At 68.0% G+C, this 23,655-nt stretch carries 25 protein-coding genes; 7 read left to right on the forward strand and 18 right to left on the reverse strand.

Annotated features, from left to right (window positions below):
- Nucleotides 1–119: 119 nt before the first annotated feature.
- Nucleotides 120–1,556 (forward strand): protein adenylyltransferase SelO, encoded by a 1,437-nt coding sequence (locus ACQ260_RS01380; protein ID WP_432557602.1) that lies wholly within the window; start codon nucleotides 120–122, stop codon nucleotides 1,554–1,556.
- Nucleotides 1,557–1,559: 3 nt separating this feature from the next.
- Here ACQ260_RS01380 and ACQ260_RS01385 read toward each other — a convergent pair whose 3' ends face one another.
- The 6 genes from ACQ260_RS01385 to ACQ260_RS01410 are packed head-to-tail and all read right to left on the reverse strand — an operon-like array spanning nucleotide 1,560 to nucleotide 5,784.
- On the reverse strand, nucleotides 1,560–2,465 hold the full coding sequence (locus ACQ260_RS01385) for an SDR family oxidoreductase (RefSeq protein ID WP_432557603.1): 906 nt from the start codon (nucleotides 2,463–2,465) through the stop codon (nucleotides 1,560–1,562).
- Nucleotides 2,466–2,477: 12 nt separating this feature from the next.
- Nucleotides 2,478–3,599 (reverse strand): tocopherol cyclase family protein, encoded by a 1,122-nt coding sequence (locus ACQ260_RS01390; protein ID WP_432557604.1) that lies wholly within the window; start codon nucleotides 3,597–3,599, stop codon nucleotides 2,478–2,480.
- On the reverse strand, nucleotides 3,589–3,918 hold the full coding sequence (locus ACQ260_RS01395; protein WP_432557605.1) for a plasmid stabilization protein: 330 nt from the start codon (nucleotides 3,916–3,918) through the stop codon (nucleotides 3,589–3,591). Before ACQ260_RS01395 ends, ACQ260_RS01390 begins: the two co-directional genes overlap by 11 nt.
- Nucleotides 3,919–3,924: 6 nt before the next feature.
- Nucleotides 3,925–4,263 carry a DJ-1/PfpI family protein gene (locus tag ACQ260_RS01400; protein WP_432557606.1) on the reverse strand — a complete coding sequence of 113 codons (339 nt, stop codon included), beginning with the start codon at nucleotides 4,261–4,263 and terminating at the stop codon, nucleotides 3,925–3,927.
- Between the two features lie 49 nt (nucleotides 4,264–4,312).
- On the reverse strand, nucleotides 4,313–4,747 hold the full coding sequence (locus ACQ260_RS01405) for a hypothetical protein (RefSeq protein ID WP_432557607.1): 435 nt from the start codon (nucleotides 4,745–4,747) through the stop codon (nucleotides 4,313–4,315).
- Between the two features lie 47 nt (nucleotides 4,748–4,794).
- Nucleotides 4,795–5,784 (reverse strand): LLM class flavin-dependent oxidoreductase, encoded by a 990-nt coding sequence (locus ACQ260_RS01410; RefSeq protein ID WP_432557608.1) that lies wholly within the window; start codon nucleotides 5,782–5,784, stop codon nucleotides 4,795–4,797.
- A gap of 202 nt (nucleotides 5,785–5,986) precedes the next feature.
- On the opposite strand from ACQ260_RS01410, the gene ACQ260_RS01415 reads away from it, so the two are divergent.
- Nucleotides 5,987–7,882, forward strand: coding sequence for an FAD-dependent monooxygenase (locus tag ACQ260_RS01415; RefSeq protein WP_432557609.1), 1,896 nt, complete (start codon nucleotides 5,987–5,989; stop codon nucleotides 7,880–7,882).
- A gap of 174 nt (nucleotides 7,883–8,056) precedes the next feature.
- Entirely contained in the window at nucleotides 8,057–8,731 is a 675-nt protein-coding gene (gene yczE, locus ACQ260_RS01420; RefSeq protein ID WP_432557610.1) for a membrane protein YczE, read from the forward strand.
- 4 nt (nucleotides 8,732–8,735) lie between these two features.
- Here yczE and ACQ260_RS01425 read toward each other — a convergent pair whose 3' ends face one another.
- Entirely contained in the window at nucleotides 8,736–9,281 is a 546-nt protein-coding gene (locus ACQ260_RS01425; RefSeq protein WP_432557611.1) for an NADPH-dependent FMN reductase, read from the reverse strand.
- Nucleotides 9,282–9,447: 166 nt separating this feature from the next.
- Here ACQ260_RS01425 and glsA point away from each other — a divergent pair, with 166 nt between their 5' ends.
- A complete protein-coding gene (glsA, locus tag ACQ260_RS01430) occupies nucleotides 9,448–10,695 on the forward strand; it encodes a glutaminase A (RefSeq protein WP_432557612.1) in 1,248 nt (415 codons plus the stop codon).
- A 9-nt stretch (nucleotides 10,696–10,704) separates the two neighbouring features.
- Here the strand turns inward: glsA and ACQ260_RS01435 are convergent, their stop codons facing one another.
- The gene (locus ACQ260_RS01435; protein ID WP_432557613.1) at nucleotides 10,705–11,322 is read right to left on the reverse strand and encodes a CueP family metal-binding protein; all 618 of its coding nucleotides are present in this window, start codon (nucleotides 11,320–11,322) and stop codon (nucleotides 10,705–10,707) included.
- A 132-nt stretch (nucleotides 11,323–11,454) separates the two neighbouring features.
- Here ACQ260_RS01435 and ACQ260_RS01440 point away from each other — a divergent pair, with 132 nt between their 5' ends.
- From ACQ260_RS01440 to ACQ260_RS01450, 3 genes are read left to right on the forward strand one after another with little or no spacing between them, the layout of a single operon-like run.
- Nucleotides 11,455–12,726, forward strand: coding sequence for an MFS transporter (locus ACQ260_RS01440; RefSeq protein ID WP_432557614.1), 1,272 nt, complete (start codon nucleotides 11,455–11,457; stop codon nucleotides 12,724–12,726).
- A gap of 12 nt (nucleotides 12,727–12,738) precedes the next feature.
- Nucleotides 12,739–14,391 carry an FAD-binding dehydrogenase gene (locus ACQ260_RS01445; protein WP_432557615.1) on the forward strand — a complete coding sequence of 551 codons (1,653 nt, stop codon included), beginning with the start codon at nucleotides 12,739–12,741 and terminating at the stop codon, nucleotides 14,389–14,391.
- Between the two features lie 36 nt (nucleotides 14,392–14,427).
- Nucleotides 14,428–14,862, forward strand: coding sequence for a CoA-binding protein (locus ACQ260_RS01450; protein ID WP_432557616.1), 435 nt, complete (start codon nucleotides 14,428–14,430; stop codon nucleotides 14,860–14,862).
- Here the strand turns inward: ACQ260_RS01450 and ACQ260_RS01455 are convergent.
- The 10 genes from ACQ260_RS01455 to ACQ260_RS01500 all read right to left on the reverse strand — a co-directional run bounded on the left by ACQ260_RS01455 (nucleotide 14,855) and on the right by ACQ260_RS01500 (nucleotide 23,494).
- On the reverse strand, nucleotides 14,855–15,739 hold the full coding sequence (locus ACQ260_RS01455; RefSeq protein WP_432557617.1) for an alpha/beta hydrolase: 885 nt from the start codon (nucleotides 15,737–15,739) through the stop codon (nucleotides 14,855–14,857). The two genes, ACQ260_RS01450 and ACQ260_RS01455, sit on opposite strands and share 8 nt — an antisense overlap.
- Before the next feature lie 22 nt (nucleotides 15,740–15,761).
- Nucleotides 15,762–16,967 carry a sodium ion-translocating decarboxylase subunit beta gene (locus ACQ260_RS01460; RefSeq protein WP_432557618.1) on the reverse strand — a complete coding sequence of 402 codons (1,206 nt, stop codon included), beginning with the start codon at nucleotides 16,965–16,967 and terminating at the stop codon, nucleotides 15,762–15,764.
- A 7-nt stretch (nucleotides 16,968–16,974) separates the two neighbouring features.
- Nucleotides 16,975–17,418: an acyl-CoA carboxylase biotin carboxyl carrier protein subunit gene (locus tag ACQ260_RS01465; protein ID WP_432557619.1), complete on the reverse strand. Its 444-nt coding sequence runs from the start codon at nucleotides 17,416–17,418 to the stop codon at nucleotides 16,975–16,977.
- A complete protein-coding gene (locus tag ACQ260_RS01470) occupies nucleotides 17,415–17,798 on the reverse strand; it encodes a hypothetical protein (RefSeq protein ID WP_432557620.1) in 384 nt (127 codons plus the stop codon). Before ACQ260_RS01470 ends, ACQ260_RS01465 begins: the two co-directional genes overlap by 4 nt.
- 13 nt (nucleotides 17,799–17,811) lie before the next feature.
- Nucleotides 17,812–19,368: an acyl-CoA carboxylase subunit beta gene (locus tag ACQ260_RS01475; RefSeq protein ID WP_432557621.1), complete on the reverse strand. Its 1,557-nt coding sequence runs from the start codon at nucleotides 19,366–19,368 to the stop codon at nucleotides 17,812–17,814.
- Between the two features lie 101 nt (nucleotides 19,369–19,469).
- Complete coding sequence (locus tag ACQ260_RS01480) at nucleotides 19,470–19,862, reverse strand: HsmA family protein (RefSeq protein WP_432557622.1); 393 nt, start codon at nucleotides 19,860–19,862, stop codon at nucleotides 19,470–19,472.
- A gap of 93 nt (nucleotides 19,863–19,955) precedes the next feature.
- Complete coding sequence (locus tag ACQ260_RS01485) at nucleotides 19,956–20,792, reverse strand: ABC transporter ATP-binding protein (protein WP_432557623.1); 837 nt, start codon at nucleotides 20,790–20,792, stop codon at nucleotides 19,956–19,958.
- 5 nt (nucleotides 20,793–20,797) lie between these two features.
- Entirely contained in the window at nucleotides 20,798–21,760 is a 963-nt protein-coding gene (locus ACQ260_RS01490) for an ABC transporter permease (RefSeq protein WP_432557624.1), read from the reverse strand.
- The gene (locus ACQ260_RS01495; protein ID WP_432557625.1) at nucleotides 21,757–22,761 is read right to left on the reverse strand and encodes an ABC transporter substrate-binding protein; all 1,005 of its coding nucleotides are present in this window, start codon (nucleotides 22,759–22,761) and stop codon (nucleotides 21,757–21,759) included. Before ACQ260_RS01495 ends, ACQ260_RS01490 begins: the two co-directional genes overlap by 4 nt.
- Before the next feature lie 106 nt (nucleotides 22,762–22,867).
- Nucleotides 22,868–23,494, reverse strand: a complete 627-nt coding sequence (locus ACQ260_RS01500; RefSeq protein WP_432557626.1) for an acetate uptake transporter — start codon at nucleotides 23,492–23,494, stop codon at nucleotides 22,868–22,870.
- Between the last annotated feature and the right edge of the window lie 161 nt (nucleotides 23,495–23,655).

A 23,655-nucleotide genomic window follows, 5' to 3' on the forward strand; every position in this document is an offset into this window, starting at 1 on the left:
CAGCGAAGTGCGCAGCACCCCTGACCGATAAGCCTAGCCGGGTGTGCGGACCTCGTGGTCGCGTCCGAAATCCTGAACCCGGTTGGGAACAACTGCGGCTGGCTCGGGGTTGCGTGGTCATGGACACGAATACGTTGTCGCGATTCGAGCAGACGTACGCAGAGGCCCTGCCCAAACTGTCGACGCCGTGGCGTGCGGCCGAGGCGCCCGCGCCCGAGCTCGTCGTGCTCAACGAACCCGTGGCCCGCGAGCTGGGTCTCGATCCTGACGAGTTGCGCTCGCCCGAGGGCGTCGCGTTCCTGGTCGGCCGGGTGCCCGACGAGGTCGAGACGGTCGCACAGGTCTATGCGGGCCACCAGTTCGGCGGCTATTCGCCGCGGCTCGGCGACGGTCGGGCACTGCTGGTGGGTGAGCTCACGGACGCGCACGGCCGACGTCGGGACCTCCATCTGAAGGGCTCGGGTCGCACGCCGTTCGCGCGGGGCGGCGACGGGAAGGCCGTGATCGGGCCGATGCTCCGTGAATATCTGATCTCCGAGGCGATGCATGCCCTGGGCATCCCGACCACCCGTTCGCTGGCGGTCGTCAGGACCGGCGAGTCTGTCTTCCGGGAGGGTCCGCAGCCGGGTGCCGTGCTGAGCCGGGTGGCGGCGAGCCATCTGCGGGTGGGGACTTTCGAGTACGCCGCAGCGCTGCGCGATCCGGAGCTCCTGCGGGGCCTGGCGGATTATGCGATCGAGCGACACCACCCGGAAGCCCGGGCTGCGGACAACCCCTATCTGGAGTTCTATCGACGGGTGATGCGCGCCCAGGCGGCGTTGATCGTGGACTGGATGGGCGTCGGGTTCATCCACGGTGTGATGAACACCGACAACGTGACGATCTCGGGCGAGACGATCGACTATGGCCCGTGCGCGTTCATGGACGCGTTCGATCCGGGCACCGTGTTCAGCTCGATCGATACCGGCGGGCGTTATGCCTACGGCAATCAGCCGTCGGTCGGGCAGTGGAACCTCGCCAGGTTCGGTGAGGCACTGCTGCCGCTGTTCGCACCGGACGAGGACGCGGCGATCGAGCTCGCGATGGAGGTGCTGACGGAGTTCGGGACGCTCTACAACGAACTCGCGCTGGAGCGGATGAGCGCCAAGCTCGGGCTCGCGCGCCCTGACGCAGGGCTGGTCGAGGCCATCCTCGGACTGCTGCACCGGGACAAGGTGGACTTCACGAACTTCTTCCGCGCCTTGGCGGCCGGCACGGCCGAGGGGTTGTTCACCGACCGTGCCGTGTTCGCGGCCTGGGCCGAGAAGCGAGCGAGCCTGCTGCCCGCCGACCCGACGGCCGTGCACGCAGCCATGGACGCGCTCAACCCGGCGTACATTCCGCGGAATCACCGGGTTGAAGAGGCGCTGCTAGCGGCCCAGTTCGGCAACCTCGAGCCGTTCGACCGGCTGCTCACGGCCGTGCAGGCACCGTTCGAGGTCCGGGCCGGGCTCGAGGATCTTGCCGAGCCCGACCCGGACGAAGGTCGCGGGTTCCGCACGTTCTGCGGGACCTGACACTCAGAAGACCGGCTTGCCGCCGGTGACGCCGAGGACGGTGCCGGTGACGTACGACGCCTCGCGCGGGCTCGCCAGATAGACGAAAGCCCCGGCGAGTTCGGCCGGCTGGCCGGCACGACCCAAGGGCGTGTCGCCGCCGAAGCTCGGCATGCTGTCGCCGCCCTTGGTCGCCGGCTGCAGCGGCGTCCAGATCGGTCCCGGGGCCACGGCGTTCACCCGGACGCCCTTCGGGCCGAGTTCGGCGGCGAGATTGGCGGTGAAGTTGTTGATGGCCGCCTTCGTCGCTGCATAGTCGGACAGGGAGACCGACGGGTCGTACGCCTGGATCGAGCTCACGTTGATGATGCTCGCGCCCTTCTGGAGGTGGGAGAGGGACTGCTGGGTGACCCAGAACAGGGCGTACAGGTTCGTCTTGAACACGCGGTCCATCTGCTCGGTCGTCACACTCGCGAGCCCTTCCTCCCTGCGGGCCCATTGATAGCCCGCGTTGTTCACGAGGATGTCCAGCCCGCCGAGTTGGCCGGCGGCGTCGTCCACGACTCCGCGGGCCGTGGCCTCCACGGTGAGGTCGCCCGGCACGAGGACGCACTTGCGGCCGGCCTTCTCCACCCAGCGCTGGGTTTCCTCGGCATCCTGTTGTTCGTCGGCCAGATAGTTGATGGCCACGTCGCAGCCCTCGCGCGCGAACGCAATCGCGACCGCACGGCCGATGCCCGAGTCCCCGCCGGTGATCAGGGCCCGCAGCCCCTCGAGGCGGTTGTGGCCGACCCACGATTCCTCGCCGTGGTCGGGCACCGGGGTCATCTCGCCGGTCAAACCCGGGGGCTGCTGTTGCTGTTCGGGGAAACCGCCCTCGTCGTTCACCATGGCGGCAGCGTCGCGATCGACTTTCTGGTGGTCGGTCATGGGATCGTCCCTTCAGTCAGTGCTTGCTTCGTTGGGTCCTGCTGGTTTCGGATGCCGCAGGGGGCGGGGATCGCCGCCGCGGCGGGCCAGTTCGGCTTCGGCGAGGTCACGCCCACCGATCTCCAGTGCGGCCAGGGTGGTGTGTCCGTGCCAGACGACACGGCCGTTCTCCCGCACGAGAACGCGGAGGTCCCCGACCAGGTGCTCCAGATCACCCGGCGCATTCCGCCGCTCCTCGACCAGAGGCACCGGCAGCACGAAGGAATGGTCGGGGTTGGCGACGGCATCGACCTCGATCTGCCAGCGTGGGGAGCGCCCGCGCAATGTCCACGAACCGGGTCGCGCTGTCGTCGTGACCGGGGAAATGAGGGGATCGCCCAGCCGGACGACGCGGCCGTCCGGCAGCGCCGCCACGAGTGCCGTGACCTCGGTCTCCAGGCCGCGGCCGGCAAGTTTCGGTCCGGCGGTGATCCGGCCACCGGCGAAGGCGACGCAGGCGTTCCGTTCGGCGAAGCCCTGAGCCTGACCCCACCACCATGCGGTCGGGAAGCCGCCCCGGCCCCAGTTCTTCTCGGCATAGACCTGCCAGCCGTCCACGGCGGTCCGTTCACCGTCGATCGTCACCGAACCCGTGGCGTGGCCGCCGAGGAGCCAGGGATGCCAATACTGATTCAGCCCCGGCACGGTCTGGAACACACTCGAACCGCCGAAGACGCGCCCGGGCCAGCGTCGCGGTGCCTCGACAGTGAAGTCGACCCGGGACGAGCCGACCGCCATGCGGACCTGCCGCTCGGAGGCACGGACTTCGTCGGCGACACGGATGCCCAAGCGCTGTGGGTCGGCCCACGCGTCGGAGAGCTCACCGGCATCCAGGGTTCCACCCGGCTCCGTCGCGATGCCAACCGTCGCCCATGCCGGGCCGGTCGCCGGCGTGTTGATGCCGGTGAGTGCGATGACGACCCGGCCCGAGGCGGGATCGGTCAGACGCCAGAAATAGCCCTCCATCGAGACCCCATGCCACGGCAGGGGGTCGCCGAAGGGCAGATCGGCACCGGTGGCGCGATAGCGGCGCAGCGCGGTGCCGGCGATGCGGGACGGCCAGTGAAACACCGCGCGGGGGAAGTCAGCGGTCATCCAGCGCCCTGCGGAGCTCGTCCTTGGTCATCTTCGAGCGGCCCTTGATCTTCTTGCGCTTGGCGTCCTCATAGAGCTGGGCCTTGGTGCGGCCCTGCGCGCCCGAGTGGGACCGCAGACCTCCGCGGCGACCGGACGAGATGTCCTCGATGGAGGTGCGACTGGCCTCTTTCGACTCACCGGCCCGGGCACGTTCCTTGTTCACCGTCCGCGCCGCGATCTCTTTCGCGACCTTCTCGGACTCGCCACGCTCCTCGGCGCTGTCCTTGATGTGCTCGTATTGCCGCTCGCGCTTGGCGCTCCACCCCTCCTGCGGCATGGCGGATCACGCCGCCGAGCCGTGGTGCAGGGCCTCGAGAAGCGCGCCGTTGAAGGCCTCGAGGTCATCGGGATTGCGCGAGGTGATCAGGTTGCCGTCCACGACACCGCCGGGCAGCACCAGGGCGGCGAAGTCCTCGGTGGAGGCCGCTTTCACCTCCACGTCGACCGGATAGGTGTTGGACTTGTCAAGGTGATTGAAGGCCTGGACCTCGCCGGACTTCGGGCTGAGGAGCACGGGGGTCCACCCTGCCTCCTTGACCGCCGCCCAGGGAGACGTGAGCTCGATCTCCTCGATGCCCTCGTGGGCGACGAGAAACGCGACCTGCTTCGTTGGGTTGGTCATATGTCGACAATACGTGGGGCTCGGGCAGGTCGCAGGAGCGGCCCCCGAATCAGCCGTTGTGGCGGAGGGTGGCCTCGAGCCCTTCGCTCGGCTCCAGAGGCACCACCTTGACCAGGATGAGGCGCTCATCGTCGGAGCTTCTGCCGGCGGTCCGGACGGTCGTGTCCACCTGCTGGGGACTGTCGGGAGTCACCGTCACGGTGTGGTCGTCCTGGCCACCACTGCCGAAGGTCACGTCCACCTTCCCGGTGCGGAGCGTGATGGTTCCGGAGAGGTCGACCTGCCTGCTGTGGTCGTTGACCGACAGCGAACCGCTGGCGGGCTTGTCGATGCGCTCGATCGTGAGGGTGCAGTCCCAGCCTTGGAGCGTGCCTCCGCTGCATCTGCTCGCCAGTGCGTTGTCGGGTGTGCTGCAGGCCGCCAGCAAGGGCAGCGATGCCAGCAACGCAGTGGCAGCGCCGAGCCGGAATGTGATCTGGGTCATGCCAGTGAAGCGTAGAGGCCTCCCGGCTCCTTCCGGGCCTCTTTCCTTCACAGGCTGGGCAGCACCTCAGTGGACAGGAGTCGGATCGACTCCACCGCGTGCTCGATCGGCATCCCGGCCCAGTGCGTCCGCAGAATGAGCTCGGTCACACCCAACTCCAGCCAGGGCCGCAGAGCGGCCACGCAGTCAGCCGGGGATCCGACGATGAAGCGCTGGTCGGCCAACTGGGCGTACGCCGCATCGAACGCGTCCCGATCCGGCATCACCTTGTTCTGACCCCAATCTGCGTAGGTCTTGTATTTCGCCGCCAGGAAGGGCTCTGCTCGCCGCAGGGCCGTCTCGCGGTCGGGGCCGCAGAACACCTCACGCATGAGGGGCAGCGGCCCGGGGCGCCCTCCGCGGGCCACGCGATACAACTCGAGTTGGCGACTGATCGTGTCGAGCGTCGCGTGCGGGTTGACCATCCAGGCATCAGCGAGGCGCGCAGCCCGCTGCACAGCGCTGTCGCTGTTCGCGGCCATCCAGATCGGCGGCCCGGGTGTTTGCACAGGCAACAGGCTCAGTCGCGCGCCCCGAAGGCGACACCAGGGCAGGTCCGCGTCCACGGCTTCCCCGGCCCACAACCGGCGGACGATCGAGAGATTGTCCTCGAAACGGTCGATCCGGCTCGTGCCGATGCCGAAGGCGGCGTACTCCACGTCTCGATAACCCAGTCCCACCCCGAATGTCAGCTGACCGCCCGCGATGATGTCGAGCGTCGCCAGCTGTTCGGCCACATCGACCGGATTGTGCAGCGCGAGCAGCCAGATGCCGGTGCCGATCCGCATGCCCTCGGCCTCTGCGGCCGCCCGCGCGAGCATGGGCAGCGGCTGGAAGTGCGCGAGGTCGTCGCCGAGATAGTGGTGGCCGGCGAACACCGCAGCCCAGCCGCCGTCCCGGGCCGCTCGCACCAGCGCCAACTGTTCGCGCAGGGCGGCGGCCGGGTCGTGGCCGGGGTAGTACTGGTTCGTCAGATAGAGACCGACGGGCACCGACATTTCGTCAGCCTAGCCTCGGTCACGCAAGCCGGACCGTTCGCCATTCGCCGCCGCGGATTGTGTCCACTCACAGCGCCGAACACGCGGGTTTTGGTCGACGGGCCATTGCGCCAGCCACGAAACGTCGGAACGATGGGCACACACTGCGGCGTTCGCCGGGAAACCGGCTGCGCCTTGATCTCAACGCTGAGAGGGAAACCGCATGCAGTATTTCCAGGACGGTTACGTCAAGGGCGATCCCCGGATCCGCAAGATGGCCGAGGGCCGCTCGGAGGAACAGGGTCCGCTGCCCGACGAGGTGGACGTCCTCATCATCGGCACCGGCCCCGCCGGCCTGCTGTTGGCTGCCCAGCTCTCGGAGTTCCCCGAGATCAACACCCGCATCGTCGAGAAGGCCGACGGTCCGCTGCCGGTGGGCCGGGCCGACGGTGTCAACTGCCGCACGGTGGAGACCTTCGAGGCCTTTGGCCTCGCGGACAAGATGACCGATGAGGCGTACTGGGTGAACGAGACCCACTTCTGGGGACCGGACCCCTCCGACCCGAGCCGGATCAAGCGGTTCGGCAGGGTCCAGGACGTGCGCGACGGACTCTCGGAGTTCCCGCACGTGATCGTGAACCAGGCCCGCCTGCTCGACTTCTTGTTGGAATACATGGACGGCTCGCCCAGCCGCCTCAAGGTGGACTATTCGCACGAGTTGACCAGCATGGTGCCGCCGAAGGAGACCGAGGACGGTCTCGCGGCGGTGACGCTGAGCACCCCGGAGGGGGAGAAGGTCGTCAAGGCGAAATATGTCGTCGGGTGCGACGGCGCGCATTCCATCGTGCGCGAGTCGATCGGTCGCGTCGCTCAGGGATACGGCGCCGACAAGGCCTGGGGCGTCATGGACCTGCTCGCGGTCACCGACTTCCCCGAGATCCGCTTCAAGTGCACCATCCAGTCCGGCGACGGCGGCAACATCCTGCTGATCCCGCGCGAGGGCGGCCACCTGTTCCGTCTCTATGTGGACATGGGTGAGATCGCGTCCGACGCCTGGCTCACCGAGGACGAGGTGCTCGCGAAGGCCAACAACGTCCTGTCGCAGTTCTCCTTGGACGTCAAGGAGGTCGCCTGGTTCTCCGTCTATCGCGTCGGTCACCGCGTCACGGACAAGTTCGACGACGTCGACGAGGCCGAGATCGGCCAGCGCGCGCCGCAGGTCTTCATCGCCGGTGACGCCTGTCACACCCACACGGCGAAGGCCGGTCAGGGCATGAACGTCTCCATGCAGGACACCTTCAACCTCGGCTGGAAGATGGCCGCGGTTATCCAGGGCCGCAGCCCCGCCAGCCTGCTCGACACCTATTCCGCCGAGCGCAAGGTCATCGCCCAGGATCTCATCGACATGGATACCCGCTGGTCCCAGGCCATCGGCGGTGCCGGCCGGGTCGACTCGAGCGATGAGAAGGCCGTCCAGGCCGCTTTCGCGGAGGTCGAGCGTCAGTTCGTCAAGAACGGTGAGTTCACCGCCGGCCTGGCCACGCACTACACGCCGAGCCTGCTCACCGGTGAGGACACCTATCTGCACCTTGCCAAGGGCTATCCGCCCGGTCGGCGCTTCAAGTCGCAGGAAGTCATCTGCATGGGCGACGGCAAGCGCATGCACCTCGGCCACCAGCACCAGGCGGACGGCCGTTGGCGTCTGTATGCCTTCGCCGACGTCGTCGACCCCCGCAACAGCGGCTCGAAGTTCCTGCAGTTGATGGAGTGGCTGGCGTCGGACGATTCGCCGGTGGCGAAGTACACGCCGAAGGACTGGCCCACCGATGGCGTGTTCGACGTCCGCGGCATTGTCCAGCAGTCCCACTTCGAGGTGGACTGGTTCGAAATGCCGGACTTCCTCAAGCCGCGCGTCGGCATCCACGGGCTGGTGGACTACGAGAAGTGCTTCGCGGCGGTCGAGGACACCGACCGGGACATCTTCGACATGCAGCAGATCGACCGTGGTCAGGGTGCGCTCGTGGTGGTGCGCCCGGATCAGTACGTCTCCCTCGTCCTCCCGCTCGACGCCTTTGACGAGCTGAATGCGTTCTTCGCGGGGTTCATGACTGAGGTCTGACCGTTCTCGGGCCCGTTTGGGGCTGCAGTACGCCAGCGGTGGCGGGGGAGACCCTGTCGCCGCCGTTGCGTTCCCGGCCCCTGGGATGTACCGCAGAGAGGGGTGCCATCCCCGGTGGCCGGATGGCACCGGCTCTGTTGGTACATCTCAGGAGTGGTGCGTCAGTCTGTACGCATGACCGCTCGCCCCCACGCCGACCGCCCGGTGGAACTCACCAAGCTCGGCCCGCTCGCACAGCTCCGCGCGGGCCGGCTCGGCCGACGGCTTCCGCAGCTGTTCGCCGGGCTGGTCCTCTTCGGTGTGTCCATGGCTCTGCTGATCCGCGGGACTTTGGGGGTCATGCCCTGGGATGTGCTCCACCAGGGCATCGCACTCCATGTGCCGTTGACGTTCGGTCAGGTGGTGATCGCGACCTCGATGCTCGTCCTGGCCCTGTGGGCCGTGATCCGGCAGGCACCCGGCCTGGGCACGGTCGCCAATGCGATCGTGGTGGGGCTGGTTGTTGATCCGTCTCTGGCAGTGATTCCCGAACCCGAGGGTCTGCCCGCGCGACTCGGCCTGGTGGTGGCCGGCGTGCTGCTCAACGGGTTGGCGTCCGCCATGTATATCGGCGCCCAACTCGGCCCCGGCCCCCGCGATGGGCTCATGACCGGATTCGCACGGCTCACCGGTCGGTCCCTTCGCCTCATCCGCACCAGCATCGAGGTCCTTGTCCTGGCAGCCGGGTGGTTGTTGGGCGGGGTGGTGGGCGTCGGCACGGTCGCGTACGCCCTTGCCATCGGACCACTGACACAGGCGCTGCTCCCTTGGTGGATCGTCCGCCTGCCGGCGCCGCCACCCCACCGCTGAAGGCTCAGGCCAGCTTCTTGGTCATCTCCACCAACTGGTCCAGCAGCGTCGTGATCTCCGCACTCCGGCGCTCGTTGGGGGTGAACCCCTCGTCGCCGAACTCGGTGAAGAGACTGATCTCCAGTTGGGCCCGCACGTCGACCATCGACAGGTTGCCGACGATCTGACGCCACTGCTCGACCGCGCGTACGCCGCCGGCCGACCCGTAGCCCACGAAACCGATCGGCTTGCCGACCCACTCGGGACCCAGGACGTCGACGGCGTTCTTCAGCGCGCCGGGAACGCCGTGGTTGTATTCGGGAGTCACGAAGACAAACCCGTCGCAGGCATCGATCGCCCGACTCCAGGCGGTCACCTCGGGAGAGTCGTAGTTCTTGTTCGCCTGCATGGGGTGCGTCGGCGAGTCGAGCAGGGGCACGCGGAAGTCCTTGAGGTCAAGCACCTCATATTCGGCGTCCGCACGTTTGTCGGCCTGGTCCTTAACCCATGCTCCGACAGAGGCGCCGAGGCGCCCCTCGCGGATCGAGCCGATGACGATGCCGATCTTCATGGTGAACCTCTCCGCTGCGGCCTTCGCGCAGCCGGTTGATTGATCAATAAAGCATCTATTCTGTCAAACCCCACCGACGCTCTTGTTGTGCCCCTCCCACCGCCGTGGCGCAGGCAGAGCCCAACCCGATCGCTCCGGTCGGGTGCCGGGTGACAGGGTGGGCGCTATGAGCACTCCCGAAGCGACCGCCGCCCGCACCCCGATTCTGCGTCATCTCGACCGCCTCGTGGACTCCGCGCGGCACCTGAGCGACGGGGAACCCCGCGAGGTCGGAGTCGGTGATCCCAACGGGTGCGGTGCGGCGATCTGCACCGTAGACGGCCATGTCTATGGTGCGGGGGACGTGGACGTGGAGTTCGCGATCCAGTCCATCTCCAAGTCCTTCACCTATGCCCTCGCGCTGTGCGATCGCGGCACGGACTATGTGGACCAGAAGATCAACGTCGAGCCGTCCGGCGAGGCGTTCAACGAGATCTCTCTCGATGGGGAACCCGGCCGCCCCGCCAATCCGTTGGTGAACATCGGCGCGATCGCGGCCGACTGGTGCGTGACCGGTGATCGCTTCCCGCGCATCCTCGAGTTCTATGAGCGGCTCGCCGGACGGTCACTCGCGATGAGTGAGGAGGTCTATCAGGCCGAGGGCGAGGGGGCCGCGCGGAACCGGGCGCTGGCGTGGCTGCTGACCTCGGCCGGGGTGATCGAGGGAGATCCGGGAGAGGCGCTGGACGCCTATCTCCGGCAGTGCTCCGTGCTGGTCACGGCCACCGATCTCGCGATCATGGGAGCCACCCTGGCCAACCGGGGAGTGCAACCGGTGACCGGGGACCGGGTGATGTCCGAGGCCGTCGCCGAACGGGTGCTGTCGGTGATGGCGACCTGCGGGATGTATGACGATGCCGGCGCGTGGATGATCCGCGTCGGTCTCCCGGCCAAGTCGGGGGTGGGCGGCGGCATCGTCGCGGCGGCCTCGGGCCAACTCGGCATCGGGACGTTCGGGCCCCCGCTGGACGGCCACGGCAACAGCGTCCGGGGCACCGAGATGTGCGCCCAGCTGTCCCACGACTTCGATCTGCACTTCGCCCGGGTGCCCCGACCGCATCACTCCACCGTGCGCCGGGTCGTCGAGCTGTCGCCGGAGGCGCGGCTGGTGGAACTCCAGGGTGGGCTCGCCTTTCTCGGGATCGAGGCCGCACTGCAGGCGGTGTTGACCGCCGCCGAGGATCGACCCGCGGTGGTGGTGGACATGACCCGGGTGACCCACCTCGTGGCGCACGCGCGCGACCTGTTGCCCCAACTGACCGAGCGGCTCCGGGAGACCGGGCACCGGCTCATCGTCGTCGGCGGGGAGTCGCTGCTCGGCGACGCCACGGTCTGCCGTGACGTCGACGAGGCCCTCGCCGTGTTGGCCGACTGACCGCAGGGCTCAGGTCAGCTGCAGCGTCGTGACGCAGGTCGGATCCTGAGCGCCGGTCGAAATGGGCGCGGTGACCGATTTGCCCTCATGCTCCACCGTGATCTCCCCGGTGATGTCCTTGGGCAGCCACACGCCGATGAAGCCGTTGTCGAACGTTGTCATCGGCTCGTCGACGAGAGTCTCACCCGCCCCCGTGGTGATCTTCACATCCATCGTCTGCTGGGCCAACTCGCCCTGGCAGCTGGCGAGGTTGTGGTTGAAGCAGTCGTGCGTCCGATTCAGGTAGGGCGCGAACGCGAGATAGAAGTTGTCCTCCAACGGCAGCGAGACCTGACCCCCGTCGTCGGACAGCACGAGCTCGTTCGGGCGCACGGATCCGACGGGACCTCCGTGACGGTCCTCGTTCGTGCGGTCGAGTTGATCGACGATCTGTTCGGCGGACTGTCCCGCCAGCCCGTGGCGGGCAAGGAATTGCTGCGCGTTCTCCCCGCCGGTCGACTGACCGGTGCCTGCCTGGGGCGCGCTTGCCCCGGAGCCGCCCGGCTGGGCCGCGTCCGTGCCGGAGCAACCGGTCAGCAGCAGAACTCCGGCGGTGGCGAACGAGGCGAGCAGCAGCGGCGTTTTCATGGGGGCTCCTCTGGACAGGGGATTGACACGGTTTGTCGGAGGCAAGTGAATCAGCTGACGCGCGGGAGATCAGCATCCGCACGCTATTCTCCCGGGGATTTCCGGCGGCGGTCGGCGCGTACGATCACGTCCGTGCTGGCAACCTCTCGCCCACGACCGAGCGCCTGGAGGGTCGTGTTCGCGTTCGGGCTGGTGTCCCTGTTCGCCGACATGGTCTATGAGGGCGCCCGTTCGCTGTACGGTCCGGCGTTGGTCGCGCTGGGCGCGTCGGCGGCGATCGTCGGCCTGATCACCGGCGCGGGCGAGGCCATGGCGTTGGTGCTGCGGCTCTTCGCCGGCCCGGTGGCCGATCGGCGCGGGGCGCATTGGTCCTTCACGATTCTGGGGTATGGCCTCACAGCGGCCTGCGTACCCCTGCTCGCCCTGGCCCCGCGCTTCGGCGCCGCCGGCCTGCTCGTCGGATCGGCACTGATCCTCCTCGAGCGAGCGGGGAAGGCGGTGCGGTCGCCGTCGAAATCGGCGCTGCTCGCGTACGCCGCCAAGGCGGTCGGCCGGGGCAAGGGATTCGGTGTCCACAAGGCGCTCGACCAGGTCGGCGCATTCGCCGGGCCGCTGGCAGCGGCAGCGGTCATCGTCGTCACCGGCTCGCTGTGGCTCGGGTTCGGCTGGCTCGTGCTCCCCGGCGTCGTCGCGATGGTGATCCTGCTCGCGATCCGGCGGACGGTGCCGGACATGAGGGTGTACGCACCGGAGCCGGCTGACGAGGAATCGCCGGCGGCCGGACCGGCGGTCGGGTGGTGGCGTGGCGCACTCGGCGCACAGCTGCCGCGCGCGTTCTTCGCGTACGCCGTCGCCGCTGCCCTCACCACCGCCGGACTCGTCACCTTCGCGGTCATCTCGGTGCATCTGACGCGCGATCTCGGCGTGGCCACGGCGGCGATCCCGCTGATCTATGCCGGGGCCATGCTCGTCGAGGCGCTCGCCGCCCTGCTGACCGGTTGGGTCTTCGACCGCGTCGGCGCCCGGATCCTGTTGGTGGTGCCGCTGCTCGTGGCTGCGGTCCCGGCCCTGGCCTTCGCGCCGGTGCTGGGCCTCGCGCTGGCGGGGGTTGCGGTCTGGGCGGGGGCGTACGGGATCCAGGACTCGACGATCAAGGCACTCGTGGCCGACCTGGTGCCGGCGGGGCAGCTGGCGGGCGCGTACGGGATCTTCGCGGCCATCCAGGGTGCCTTCGCGATCGCCGGTGGATTCTGGGCCGGATTCCTGCTGGACCGGTCGATCCCGGCGCTCGTCGCCGTGGTGGCGGGGACCCAGATCGTCGCCTTCGCATTGCTCCTTTGGACCGTGCGCCGATCCGCCACCGGGGTTTCGCCCGGAGCGGGCAACCGGTCGGCCCGCCCGTGACACAGTGGAGCCATGGACGCCGATGTGATCGTGGTGGGTGCGGGACTGGCCGGGCTCGTGGCGGCCGCGGAGATCGCGGACCGCGGTCATCGCGTGGTGATCGTCGACCAGGAGGGTGAACAGTCGCTCGGCGGTCAGGCGTACTGGTCCCTCGGGGGGCTCTTCATGATCGACACCCCCGAGCAGCGCCGGATGGGCATCAAGGACTCCTTCGCCCTCGCCCGCCAGGACTGGCTGGGCAGCGCCGGGTTCGACCGGCCCGAGGATTATTGGCCGCAACGGTGGGCCGAGGCCTATCTCGACTTCGCCCACGGGGAGAAACGGAAGTGGCTCGCGGCCATGGGGCACCGGCTGTTCCCCGTCGTCGGCTGGGCCGAGCGGGGGGACGGGCGGGCGGAGGGGCACGGCAACTCGGTGCCGCGCTTCCACATCACGTGGGGCACCGGCCCGGCGGTCGTCGGGCTGTTCGAGGCCCGCGTCCGGGAGCACGTGGCCGGCGGTCGCATCCGGCTCGCGTTCCGGCACCGGGTCGATCACCTCGCCATGCGGGGCGAGGGCGTCAGGGGTGTGCGGGGATCGGTCCTGGCGCCGGACGATGCTGCGCGCGGGCGGCCGACGAATCGTGACGTCGCCGACCGGTTCGCCCTCGAGGCGCAGGCCGTGCTCGTCACCTCCGGCGGGATCGGCGGGAACCACGCGCTGGTGCGCAAGGCCTGGCCCGAGCGGCTCGGCCCGCCGCCGGAGTCGATGGTGGCGGGCGTGCCGGCGTACGTGGACGGGCAGATGCTCACCACCGCCCAGTGGACCGGTGCCCGGATGATCAACCCGGATCGGATGTGGCACTACGTGGAGGGCCTCCGGAACTGGGCGCCGATCTGGGAGAACCACGGGATCCGGATCCTGCCCGGTCCATCGAGTCTGTGGCTCGATGCGACGGGTCGTCGCCTGCCGGCGCCGTTCTATCCCGGGTTCGACACGCTCGGCACCCTGCAGCACCTGCGGGGGACGGGCTACGACTACAGCTGGTTCGTCCTCACGCAGAAGATCATCGAGAAGGAGTTCGCGCTCTCGGGCTCCGAGCAGAACCCCGACCTGACCGGCAAGGATCTGCGGCTGCTCGCCCGGCGGGCACGGGGCCGCGGTGCGCCGGAGCCTGTCGAGAAGTTCAAGGAGTCCGGCGAGGACTTCGTGGTCGCCGAGACGGTGGCGGAGTTGGCAGCCGGCATGAACGAGGTCGGCGACGAGCCGCTGATCGACGCGGGCGCACTCCAGCACCTGCTGCAATGCCGGGACCGGGAGCTCGCGAACGAGTTCGGCAAGGACGCTCAGCTCGCGTTCATCCGCGGTCACCGTCGCCATCGCGGGGACAAGCTGCTCCGGACCGCCGCACCGCACGCGATGCTGGACCCGGCGAACGGACCCCTCATCGCGGTCCGGCTGAACATCCTGACCCGCAAGACCCTCGGGGGGCTGGAGACCGATCTCGACGGCCGCTGCCTGCGCCTCGACGGGACGCCGGTGCCCGGCCTGTACGCCGCCGGCGAGGCCGCCGGGTTCGGCGGTGGCGGCATGATGGGCTATCGGGCGCTGGAGGGCACCTTCCTGGGCGGTTGCCTGTTCAGCGGTCGCACCACCGGGCGGGCCCTGGCCGACCGCCTCGGGTGAGGCGGCTGCCTTGGGCGGGTGTGTGACACTGGGCCGGTGACCACAGTGATCAACGAACCCGACCAGATCCGTGCAGCTCTGCTGACGCCCGGCACGTGGGCCGTTGTGGGGTTGTCGAGCAACACGAGCCGGACGGCGCACCGGATCGCGAGCTGGCTTGCCGAGCACCTCGACCACACGATCATCCCCATCCACCCGGCTGCGGAGGAGGTGCTGGGTCAGCAGGGGTACGCGAAACTGGCCGACATCCCGGACGGCACCCACGTGGACGTGGTCGACTGCTTCGTCCGCTCCGAACTCGTCGGAGCCGTGGTGGACGAGGCCATCGAACAGAAGGACCGGCTCGGCATCCGCATGGTGTGGCTGCAGCTGGGTGTCATCGACGAGGCCGCCGCCGAACGTGCTGCCGCGGCTGGACTGCAGGTTGTCATGGATACCTGCCCGAAGATCGAATATCCGCGCCTCACCTGACCAGCAGCGCCAGCCAGTCCCTGATCGCATCGAGCGCTCGGCCTGCTGCCGGCACGGTGTCCCAATAACTGAGGCAGCCGTGTTCGACACCCGGCAGGTGATGCCGGGCGAGCTCGACGCCCTCGGCCGTGAGCCGTTCCGCATAGGCATCGATCTCGGAGTTGAGCGCGTCGTGCTCGGCGTCGAGGATGAGCGCCGGCGCCAGACCGGCGAGCGATTCGGCACGCAGCGGGGAGGCGTCGGGCCCGGTCCGCAGCTCAGCGGGGCAATAGAGATCCCAGATCAACTGGATGTGGCTGCGGCTGTCGGGCGCGGCTCGATAGGACGGGCGGTCCGGATCGCAGTCCGTCACCGGATAGACGAGGATCTGGCCGTCGAGGCGTACGCCGGCATCGCGCGCCCGACGTGCCACGACCGTGGCGAGATTTCCGCCGGAGGAGTCGCCGCCGACGACCAGCCCGAAGCCATCGGCGAGCGTTGTCCCTAGGCTGCCGAGCTCATCGTCCGCGTGCTGCACCGCCCACTGCCACGCCGCCCATGCGTCCTCCACCCCTGCGGGAAAGGGTCGTTCGGGCGCCTTCGCATAGTCGACGAGGAGGACGGCCCAGCCGGTGCGACGGGCCAGTTCCCGACCGAGGCGGTCGAAGGTGTCGATGCTCCCGGTGACCCAACCGCCGCCGTGCAGATAGACGAGCACTCCGGCCGGCCGGTCGGTCGGGACAAGGAAGCGCGCGCGCACCGGGGCGGCGTCGGGCACGGTCAGCGAGAGCTCCCGGGTGGCAGCCATGTCCGGTCCGGGCCCGAGGGCGCGCTTGCGGGCGGCGTTGTCCTCGCGCCAGGCGGCGATCGCAGCTGGGCTGGGGGTGGCAGTCGTCATGGGCCCATTCTGGCCGGTGGCCTCATCGCAGGAGGGCGACGAACGCACCCGCGATGATGGCCGAGGTGATGACGCCCGAGATATTCGCGCCCAGTGCATGGGGCATGATGATCGCCTGCGGGTTCGCTGCGCTGGCCACCTTCTGAGCCACCTTGGATGTGGTCGGTGTGCAGCTGACGCCGGCGATGCCGATGACGGGGTTGTACTTGCGGCCGGTCGCGAAGTACATCACATAGCCGCCCGCGATGCCGCCGATCCCGGAGATCAGCAGGGCCAGCATTCCGAGCACGAGCAGCTGCAGCACGACCGGGTTGAGCAGCGTGCTGGCCTCGCAGAGCACGCCGAGGGTGAGCCCCAGGAAGAAGGTCGCGCCATAGAGGACCGTCGTGCTCAGCAGCTTCTGGAATTCAACGATCCCGGACTCTCGAACCGCGACACCGAGGAACAGCGACAGGAACAGCGGCGCCGCCACCGGGAACATGAAGCACAGCAGCGTGGAGATGACCACTGCGAACAGCAGTTTCTGGCCGGAGGTGATGGGTTTGGTCTTGTCGGGCGGCATCGGCAGGCCGCGCAGGCGAGCCGGCACCATCAATCGGATCAGATAGGGATAACCGCCGTACGCGAGACCCAGATAGAGATAGCCGACGACCGTAATAGGAACGAAGATCTCGGGCGCGAGCACGAGCGAGACGAACAGCACCATCGGCCCGTCCGCACCACCGATCGCGGCGACCGAGGCCGCCTGGGCGGGCGTCATGTCGAACATGCGCGCGAGCGGATAGACGACGAACGTGCCGGCCTCGGCGAACAGCGCGATCACCATGCTCTGGAACGGCCTGGCCATCACGTATCCGACGTCCAGCAGCACCCCGATTCCCAGGAACACCAGGCAGGCGATGAGGCCGTTGCTGAACGTCAACGTATAGATCGGCTGCAGCCAGTCGATCTGCAGCGTTGTCACGACATCGTCGGTCGATGACACCAGCGGATCGACGAACAGCGTCCCGAAGCGGTGGCCGTCGAAGATGAGCACGCCCGCGTTCACGGCGGACATGCCCATCCCCATCGGGATCATCAGCAACGGTTCGAGCACTTCCTTCTTGCCGAGATAGACCAAGCCGAACCCGACGAAGACCAGCACCACGCGGCCGATCGCGATCGCCGGTTCCTGCTGGAACAGGGTGCCGATGCCCTGGAAGACGTTGAGGAGCTCGGAGGGGTCCACGGCTGCCTCAGGAGATCGAGAGGATCTGCTGTCCGACCTGGACGCCGTCGCCGACGGCCGCGTCGATGCTGGCCACCGTGCCGCCCTGCTCGACGACAAGTGGTGTCTTCATCTTCATCGCTTCGATGATCGCGACAGTTTCCCCGTCGGAGACCTGCTGGCCCTGGGTGACGAGGATCTCGACCAGCACGCCGGACATGGGTGCCAGCACGGCTCCCGTGGCGAGGGCAGGCTGAACCCCAGCAGCGGTGGCGGGCGGTGGGGGCACGGCCGCGCCCCCACCCGCGGGAGCCGTGCCGGCGGACTCCCGGCTCGGCGGTGGCGCAGACGGCGGTGACGGCATCACCATCGAACCCGGCTGGGGATAGAACGAGGTGCCGGGATCGGTGCGGTCCTCGACGGTCACGTCGTATTCGTGGCCGTTCACCGTGACGCGAAGCGTGCGGATCATGCGGGGCCTCCTGGGTCGCGAGGTCTGGGCGCGGTGTGGCGGGGGGCGGTGCGGGGACCGAGATGGTGGGACGTGTGGTGGGTCTGTCGGCCGGACGCCGCCCACGCGGTCTCGGCCCTCGGCTGGATGTGGACGATGCGGGCGTCGTCATCGAAGACCACGCTGACCGCGGCAGCGATGACGGCAACATGTTCCTCAGGCGGTGCGGAACCACCTGCCGGGACGGCAGCCGTCGGCACGATCGCATCGACGATCTCCTCCGGCGCGCGCCGCCCCGCGCGCCCCATCACCAAGGTGATGACCTTGACCACCAGCGCCACCATCATGGCGATCGCCACCGTCAGCACGGCGACGGTGATCATCAGGGTCAGGGCATCCATGTGTTCCTCGTCCTCAGAGCGGGATGTTGCCGTGCTTCTTGGCGGGACGGAGCTCGTTCTTGCTCAGCGTCTTGCGCAGACTGAGCGCCAGCTGGGAGCGGGTCTCAGCGGGCTCGATGACGTCGGTGATATAGCCGCGTCCGGCCGACAGATACGGGGACGCGAACTCCTCGCGATATTCCCGGACCAGCTCCGCACGGCGCGCGGCAGGATCCTCGGCCTCCTCGATGGCCTTGCGATGCAGGATGTTCACCGCGCCCTCGCCACCCATGACGGCGATCTCGGCGTTGGGCCATGCGTACACGAAATCCGCGCCCATCTCCTGACTGCACATCGCCAAGTAGGACCCCCCATAGGCCTTGCGGAGGATAACGGTGAGTTTGGGGACGGTGGACGAGGCGTACGCGAACAGCATCTTCGCGCCGTGGCGGATGATCCCGCCGCGCTCCTGCTCGACGCCGGGCAGGAAGCCGGGCACATCGACCAGCGTGACCAAGGGGATGTTGAACGCGTTGCAGAACCGGATGAACCGGGCGCCCTTGTCGGAGGCATCGATGTCGAGCGCGCCGGCCATGTGCATCGGTTGGTTCGCGATGATGCCCGTCACCAATCCCTCGATGCGGGCGAACCCGACGATCAGGTTGCGGGCGAAGTTCGCGTGGACCTCCAGCAACTGGCCGTCGTCGACGAGCCGGGTGATGATCGCGCGCACATCCATGGGCGTGCTGGGGTCGTCGGGCACCAGCATGTTCATGCCCTCGTCCCGGATCATCGCCAGGTCCGGGCGGAGCTCGTGCGGCGGGTCCTCGGCGTTGTTGGCCGGCAGATAGGACAGCAGGCTCGTCACGATGGCGATCGCCTCGGTCTCGTCGGCGGCGACGAAGTGGGCGTTGCCACTGACCGCCGAGTGCATCGCGGCGCTGCCGATCTCGTCCATCGAGGTGGCTCGGCCGGTGACCGCCTTGATGACATCGGGGCCGGTGATGAACATCTGGGAGTGCGACTCGGTCATGATGACGAAGTCCATGAGAGCGGGGGAGTACGCGGCGCCGCCCGCACAGGGCCCGCAGATCACGGCAACCTGTGGGACAACCCCGGACATCAGGACGTTGTTGTAAAAGACATCGCCATAGCCCGACAGCGCATCGACACCCTCCTGGATCCGGGCGCCGCCGGAGTCCTGGAACGCGACGAGCGGAATGCCCGCCTGGGTCGCGTACTTCATCAGATCCACGATCTTGCCCGCATGCATCTTGCCGAGCGTGCCGGCTGCGACGGTGAAGTCCTGGGCGAACGCCGCGATCAGGCTGCCGTTCACATAACCCGTGCCGGTGACGACACCGTCCGCGGCCAGCACCCGGTCGTCGAGGCCGGTCGAGTGGTGCCGGACGTGCATGCCGACTTCCTGGAAGGTGCCGGGTTGAAAGAGATACGCCAACCGCTCCCGCGCCGACAGCAGGCCTTTGCCCCTGCGCTTCGCGAGCTTGTCCTCACCACCGCCCAGGGCGAGGGTGCGGCGTCGTCGATAGAGCTCGTCGAGATCACGCTCGGACAGCGGCAAGTCAGGCACCCCCAAGGACCGGGCATCACATCGATGTGATGCGGGACACGTGGCACCCTATTCCGTCAACGCGGATCGTGGGGGCATTTCCGTCGGGAAACGCGAACCCGTCAGAGCACCGCACCGGCGAGACCGGTGAAATAGGGAACCAACCAGATGGCCCAGACCACAACCGAGAACCGGTGGAAGGTCGCCTTCTCCTGTGGTCGGTTGCGGATCAACACGACCACGGCCCAGAGCAGATGGAGCGCCATGAGGATCAGCGCCACGGCTCCGGTGACGGCCATCACTGCGTTCAACGCGCCGGCCAGGCCGTCGCGCTGCGGGCCTTCGTTCGACGCGAGGAGGCTCATCAGGAAGGTCCCGGCCCCGTCAGCGGCCAGCCCGAGGGCGAACAGGACGGCGTGGACGGCGCGCAGACTGCCGGCCGCCCGCTCGGTCCAAACTCCGGCGGAATAGAAGCCGAGCGCTGCGGTGATGAGCACGATGGCGGAGATGAGCATGTCTCCAGCCTCGCTCGCGAGACCCTTTCCCTGCGCGGCCCGAACGTCCACCTTTGGATGGAACATCCGGACCGCGACCAAGAGGGTTGGGAGCTAGCTCTTCGGATCGGTCGGCTCCGCCGGCTCCGTCCGATCCGCCTCCGCTGCGCCCAGCAGGGTGCGGTCCGTGGTGACCTTGAGCTTGGCGAACTCATCGAGGAGGTCCTGCACGGTCGCGTTCTGCTTGTCCGCGCCGGACAGCTCGAACACGATGCGGCCACCGTGCATCATGATCAGCCGGTTGCCGAGCCGCAGGGCTTGGGCCATGTTGTGGGTGACCATGAGCGTGGTGAGCTCATAGCGCTCCACGGCCGCCTCCGTCAGCTGCGTGACATGTTCCGCACGCGCGGGGTCAAGGGCTGCCGTGTGCTCGTCCAGAAGCAGGATGCGCGGGTTGCTGAAGGTCGCCATCAGCAGGCTGAGCGCTTGCCGCTGGCCGCCGGAGAGGAGGCCCACATCGACATGGAGCCGATCCTCGAGGCCAAGGTCGAGCGCGCGCAGTTCCTCACGGAACACGGCCCGCTTGGCACGCGTGAGGGACTGACGCAACCCGCGGCGTTTGCCCCTGGAATAGGCCATCGACAGGTTTTGCTCCACTGTCCCGTTGGGACAGGTGCCCGCCATCGGGTCCTGGAACACTCGCCCGACATAGCGGGCGACCTTGAAGTCGGGTTCCTTGGTCACGTCGCGGTTGTCGACCATGACCCGGCCGGATTCCGGACGGTACGCCCCAGCGACCACGTTGAGCAGCGTCGACTTCCCGGCGCCGTTCGAGCCGATCACCGTGACGAAGTCACGCTCGGCGACTTGGAGAGAGACGTTGTCGAGGGCGACCCGCTCGTTGGGGGTGTGGGGGAAGAAGACCTTGCTGACGTCCTTGACTTCGAGCATGCGCGTCACCTTCCCACGGCGGCGGTCGGACGGTCGGACTCCGCGGCGGACCTTGTCGCTGCGGCCATCTGGCGTTCGCGCCGCTTCGCCTTCCAACGCTTGAAGATCGTCATGCGGGGCAACAGGAGCGCCAGCACCACGAGAACGGCCGAGATGAGCTTCATGTCGTTGGGATCGAAGCCCACGGACAGCGCCAGCTGGATGACCTCGCGATAGATGACCGAGCCCAGCACGACGGCGGCCGTCGCCACCACGAAGTGCCGACTGGGGAGCACGGCTTGGCCGAGGATCACCGAGGCGAGGCCCGCCACGATGAGGCCGATGCCCATGCCGATGTCGGCGTACCCCTGGTATTGCGCCATGATCGCGCCCGAGAGGCCGACCAGGGCGTTGCTGATCACGAGGCCCAGAATCTTCATCGCGTCGGTCGAGACGCCCTGAGCCCGGATCATCGCTTCGTTGTCGCCGGTCGCCTGCATCGCGAGGCCGGTGTCCGTTGACAGGAACCAGTCGACGATGAGCAGGACCACGATCACCACAGCGATGAAGATGCCCACCGAGGCCCACGTGCCGAACAGCCCGGCATCGCGAACGTCGGACAGGGTGGTGTCGGTGCGCAGGAGCGGCAGATTGGCCCGGCCCATGATCCGCAGGTTGATCGAATAGAGCGCGATCTGCGTGAGAATGCCTGCCAGCAGGGGATTGATCTTGCCCTTGGTGTGCAGGAGTCCGGTGATCAGTCCGGCCAGGGCACCGGCGACCACGGCGAATCCGGTCGCGACCCACGGGTTGACCCCGGCGATGATCGCCGACGCGGCGACGGCAGCTCCAGTGGTGAAGCTGCCGTCGACGGTCAGGTCGGGAAAATTCAGGACGCGGAACGTGATGTAGACGCCCAGCGCCATGATCCCGAAGATCAGCCCAAGGTCAGCTGCCGCGAGACCCTGGTTGAGGAAGGTCTGGATCATGAGGAGACGTCAGTCGCCCCGGCCAGGAGATCCTCGGGGATGGTGACGCCCATGCGCTCGGCGGCACCCTTGTTCACGTAGGTGGTGTATTCCTTCTGGTCCTCCACCGGCATGGAGGCCGGATCCGCGCCGTCCTTGAGGATGCGGACCGCCATCTCGCCGGTCTGCTTGCCCAGCTGGCGATAGTCGATGCCGGTGGTGATGACGCCGCCACCGCGGACGGAGTCGCCCTCGCCGACGATCAGCGGGATCTTCTTCTGCTCGGCGACCTGCACGACCGCGGCCAGGCCCGACACGACGTTGTTGTCGGTCGGCACATAGATCGCATCGACGTCGAGCGTCGCCGCGGCCTGGGAGACCTCACCGGTATTGGTGACGGTCTTGAGCACCAGCTCCAGACCCTCCTTCTCAGCCGCCGCCTTGGCCAGCTCGACCTGCACCTCGGAGTTGACCTCACCGGAGCTGTAGAGGACGCCCACCGTGCGGGCCTCGGGCTTCAGCTTCTTGACCAGCGCGATCTGATCGGCGACCGGGTTCATGTCGGTGGTGCCGGTCACGTTGCTGCCGGGCGCTTCATTGCTCTCCACGAGCTTCGCGGCGACCGGGTCGGTGACGGCGGTGAAGAGGATCGGCTTGTTGGTGATGACCTGGGCCGAGGCCTGGGCCGTCGGGGTGGCGATCGCGAGCACCAGATCGAAGTTGCCGGTGTTGAACTTCTGGGCGATAGCGGTGGCGGTCGCCTGCTCGCCCTGCGCGTTGTTCTCGTCATAGGTCACGTTGAGGCCGGCTTCCTCGACCGCTTCCTTGAAGCCCTCGCGCGCGGCGTCGAGCGACGGGTGGGCAACGATCTGCGTGACGCCGATCCGGTATTCCTGGTCAGCGCCGCCGCCTCCGTCACCTCCGCCCGCGGGCTGGGTCGTTCCGCCGTTCGAGCAGCCCGCCAGGGCCAGGGCAGCGGTAGCAATCAGCGCGGCTAGCGCACGCGCGGGCGACTTCTTCATCGCAGGGTCCTTCCGTCCATCGACATCGGTGGCTGTGGGGGTGGCCCACAAGCTATCCGATCCTGCCGACATCGACGTGATCGTCCCGGAGGACGTCTGCGCCGACTCAGCGCTTCCCCAGCGGCAGCACCTCGCGGCCGAAGGTGAAGGAGAGCACGGAGGCGGCAGAGAGATACCACGCCGCCGCTGCGGTCGCCAGCCCGATGAAGCCGCCGATGCGCGTGGCGACGACGAGCCCACCGAGGGCGCCCACCGTGAGCAGGACGAACGTGACGAACAACAGCGCAAACGTGATGAACATCGCGCGATGGACGCGGGTGGCCGCGATCAGGAGGTACGCAGTGAACACGGTCCACGCGAGGAGGAACACGCCGGTCGCGGAGTGGGCGGTCTCCTTGGGCAACCCGGGGGCGACGAACGTGACGTAGTACCAGAACGACATCCAGAAACCGCCGTAGGAGCAGAAGACGACCGCACCGAACGTGGAGCCCTTGAAGAACTCCAGGGTTCCGGCGACGAGCTGCACCACACCGCCATAGAACAGCGCGAGGCCGAACACCACGGGCTCCAACGTCACGGGCAGGAGGCCGGCGTTGAAGATGCTCAGCACGAAGGTGGTCAGCGCGAAGGCGGCTGTGCCGAGCGCACCCGGGTCCGCGATGAAGGCTCCGGGATTGGTGGGGAGTGCGGTGCCGATCTGCTGCGTGGCGGCGGGGGCGAGTTGCTGCGTCATCGAGATCCTCTTCTGCAACGCGCGGATTCGCTGGTCTGCAACGGTTGTCCGCGCCGTGGGGGTGTGCAGAGCGTAGGCAGATCGCCGCCGATGACGTCGGTCAACCGCAAGAATTCACAGCAGCCCGTCTCGGAGTCTCCTCTTCGTGCGGAGTCGGTCCG

The sequence above is a fragment of the Ammonicoccus luteus genome (assembly GCF_050880385.1).
Classification (GTDB): Bacteria; Actinomycetota; Actinomycetes; order Propionibacteriales; family Propionibacteriaceae; genus Enemella.

Bases quoted from the DNA above. Each gene is read 5' to 3' on its own strand.
- ACQ260_RS01380 (WP_432557602.1), top strand. From the start codon at position 120: ATGGACACGAATACGTTGTCGCGATTCGAGCAGACGTACGCAGAGGCC.
- ACQ260_RS01385 (WP_432557603.1), bottom strand. From the start codon at position 2,465: ATGACCGACCACCAGAAAGTCGATCGCGACGCTGCCGCCATGGTGAAC.
- ACQ260_RS01390 (WP_432557604.1), bottom strand. From the start codon at position 3,599: ATGACCGCTGACTTCCCCCGCGCGGTGTTTCACTGGCCGTCCCGCATC.
- ACQ260_RS01395 (WP_432557605.1), bottom strand. From the start codon at position 3,918: ATGCCGCAGGAGGGGTGGAGCGCCAAGCGCGAGCGGCAATACGAGCAC.
- ACQ260_RS01400 (WP_432557606.1), bottom strand. From the start codon at position 4,263: ATGACCAACCCAACGAAGCAGGTCGCGTTTCTCGTCGCCCACGAGGGC.
- ACQ260_RS01405 (WP_432557607.1), bottom strand. From the start codon at position 4,747: ATGACCCAGATCACATTCCGGCTCGGCGCTGCCACTGCGTTGCTGGCA.
- ACQ260_RS01410 (WP_432557608.1), bottom strand. From the start codon at position 5,784: ATGTCGGTGCCCGTCGGTCTCTATCTGACGAACCAGTACTACCCCGGC.
- ACQ260_RS01415 (WP_432557609.1), top strand. From the start codon at position 5,987: ATGCAGTATTTCCAGGACGGTTACGTCAAGGGCGATCCCCGGATCCGC.
- yczE (WP_432557610.1), top strand. From the start codon at position 8,057: ATGACCGCTCGCCCCCACGCCGACCGCCCGGTGGAACTCACCAAGCTC.
- ACQ260_RS01425 (WP_432557611.1), bottom strand. From the start codon at position 9,281: ATGAAGATCGGCATCGTCATCGGCTCGATCCGCGAGGGGCGCCTCGGC.
- glsA (WP_432557612.1), top strand. From the start codon at position 9,448: ATGAGCACTCCCGAAGCGACCGCCGCCCGCACCCCGATTCTGCGTCAT.
- ACQ260_RS01435 (WP_432557613.1), bottom strand. From the start codon at position 11,322: ATGAAAACGCCGCTGCTGCTCGCCTCGTTCGCCACCGCCGGAGTTCTG.
- ACQ260_RS01445 (WP_432557615.1), top strand. From the start codon at position 12,739: ATGGACGCCGATGTGATCGTGGTGGGTGCGGGACTGGCCGGGCTCGTG.
- ACQ260_RS01455 (WP_432557617.1), bottom strand. From the start codon at position 15,739: ATGACGACTGCCACCCCCAGCCCAGCTGCGATCGCCGCCTGGCGCGAG.
- ACQ260_RS01465 (WP_432557619.1), bottom strand. From the start codon at position 17,418: ATGATCCGCACGCTTCGCGTCACGGTGAACGGCCACGAATACGACGTG.
- ACQ260_RS01470 (WP_432557620.1), bottom strand. From the start codon at position 17,798: ATGGATGCCCTGACCCTGATGATCACCGTCGCCGTGCTGACGGTGGCG.
- ACQ260_RS01480 (WP_432557622.1), bottom strand. From the start codon at position 19,862: ATGCTCATCTCCGCCATCGTGCTCATCACCGCAGCGCTCGGCTTCTAT.
- ACQ260_RS01485 (WP_432557623.1), bottom strand. From the start codon at position 20,792: ATGCTCGAAGTCAAGGACGTCAGCAAGGTCTTCTTCCCCCACACCCCC.
- ACQ260_RS01490 (WP_432557624.1), bottom strand. From the start codon at position 21,760: ATGATCCAGACCTTCCTCAACCAGGGTCTCGCGGCAGCTGACCTTGGG.
- ACQ260_RS01495 (WP_432557625.1), bottom strand. From the start codon at position 22,761: ATGAAGAAGTCGCCCGCGCGTGCGCTAGCCGCGCTGATTGCTACCGCT.
- ACQ260_RS01500 (WP_432557626.1), bottom strand. From the start codon at position 23,494: ATGACGCAGCAACTCGCCCCCGCCGCCACGCAGCAGATCGGCACCGCA.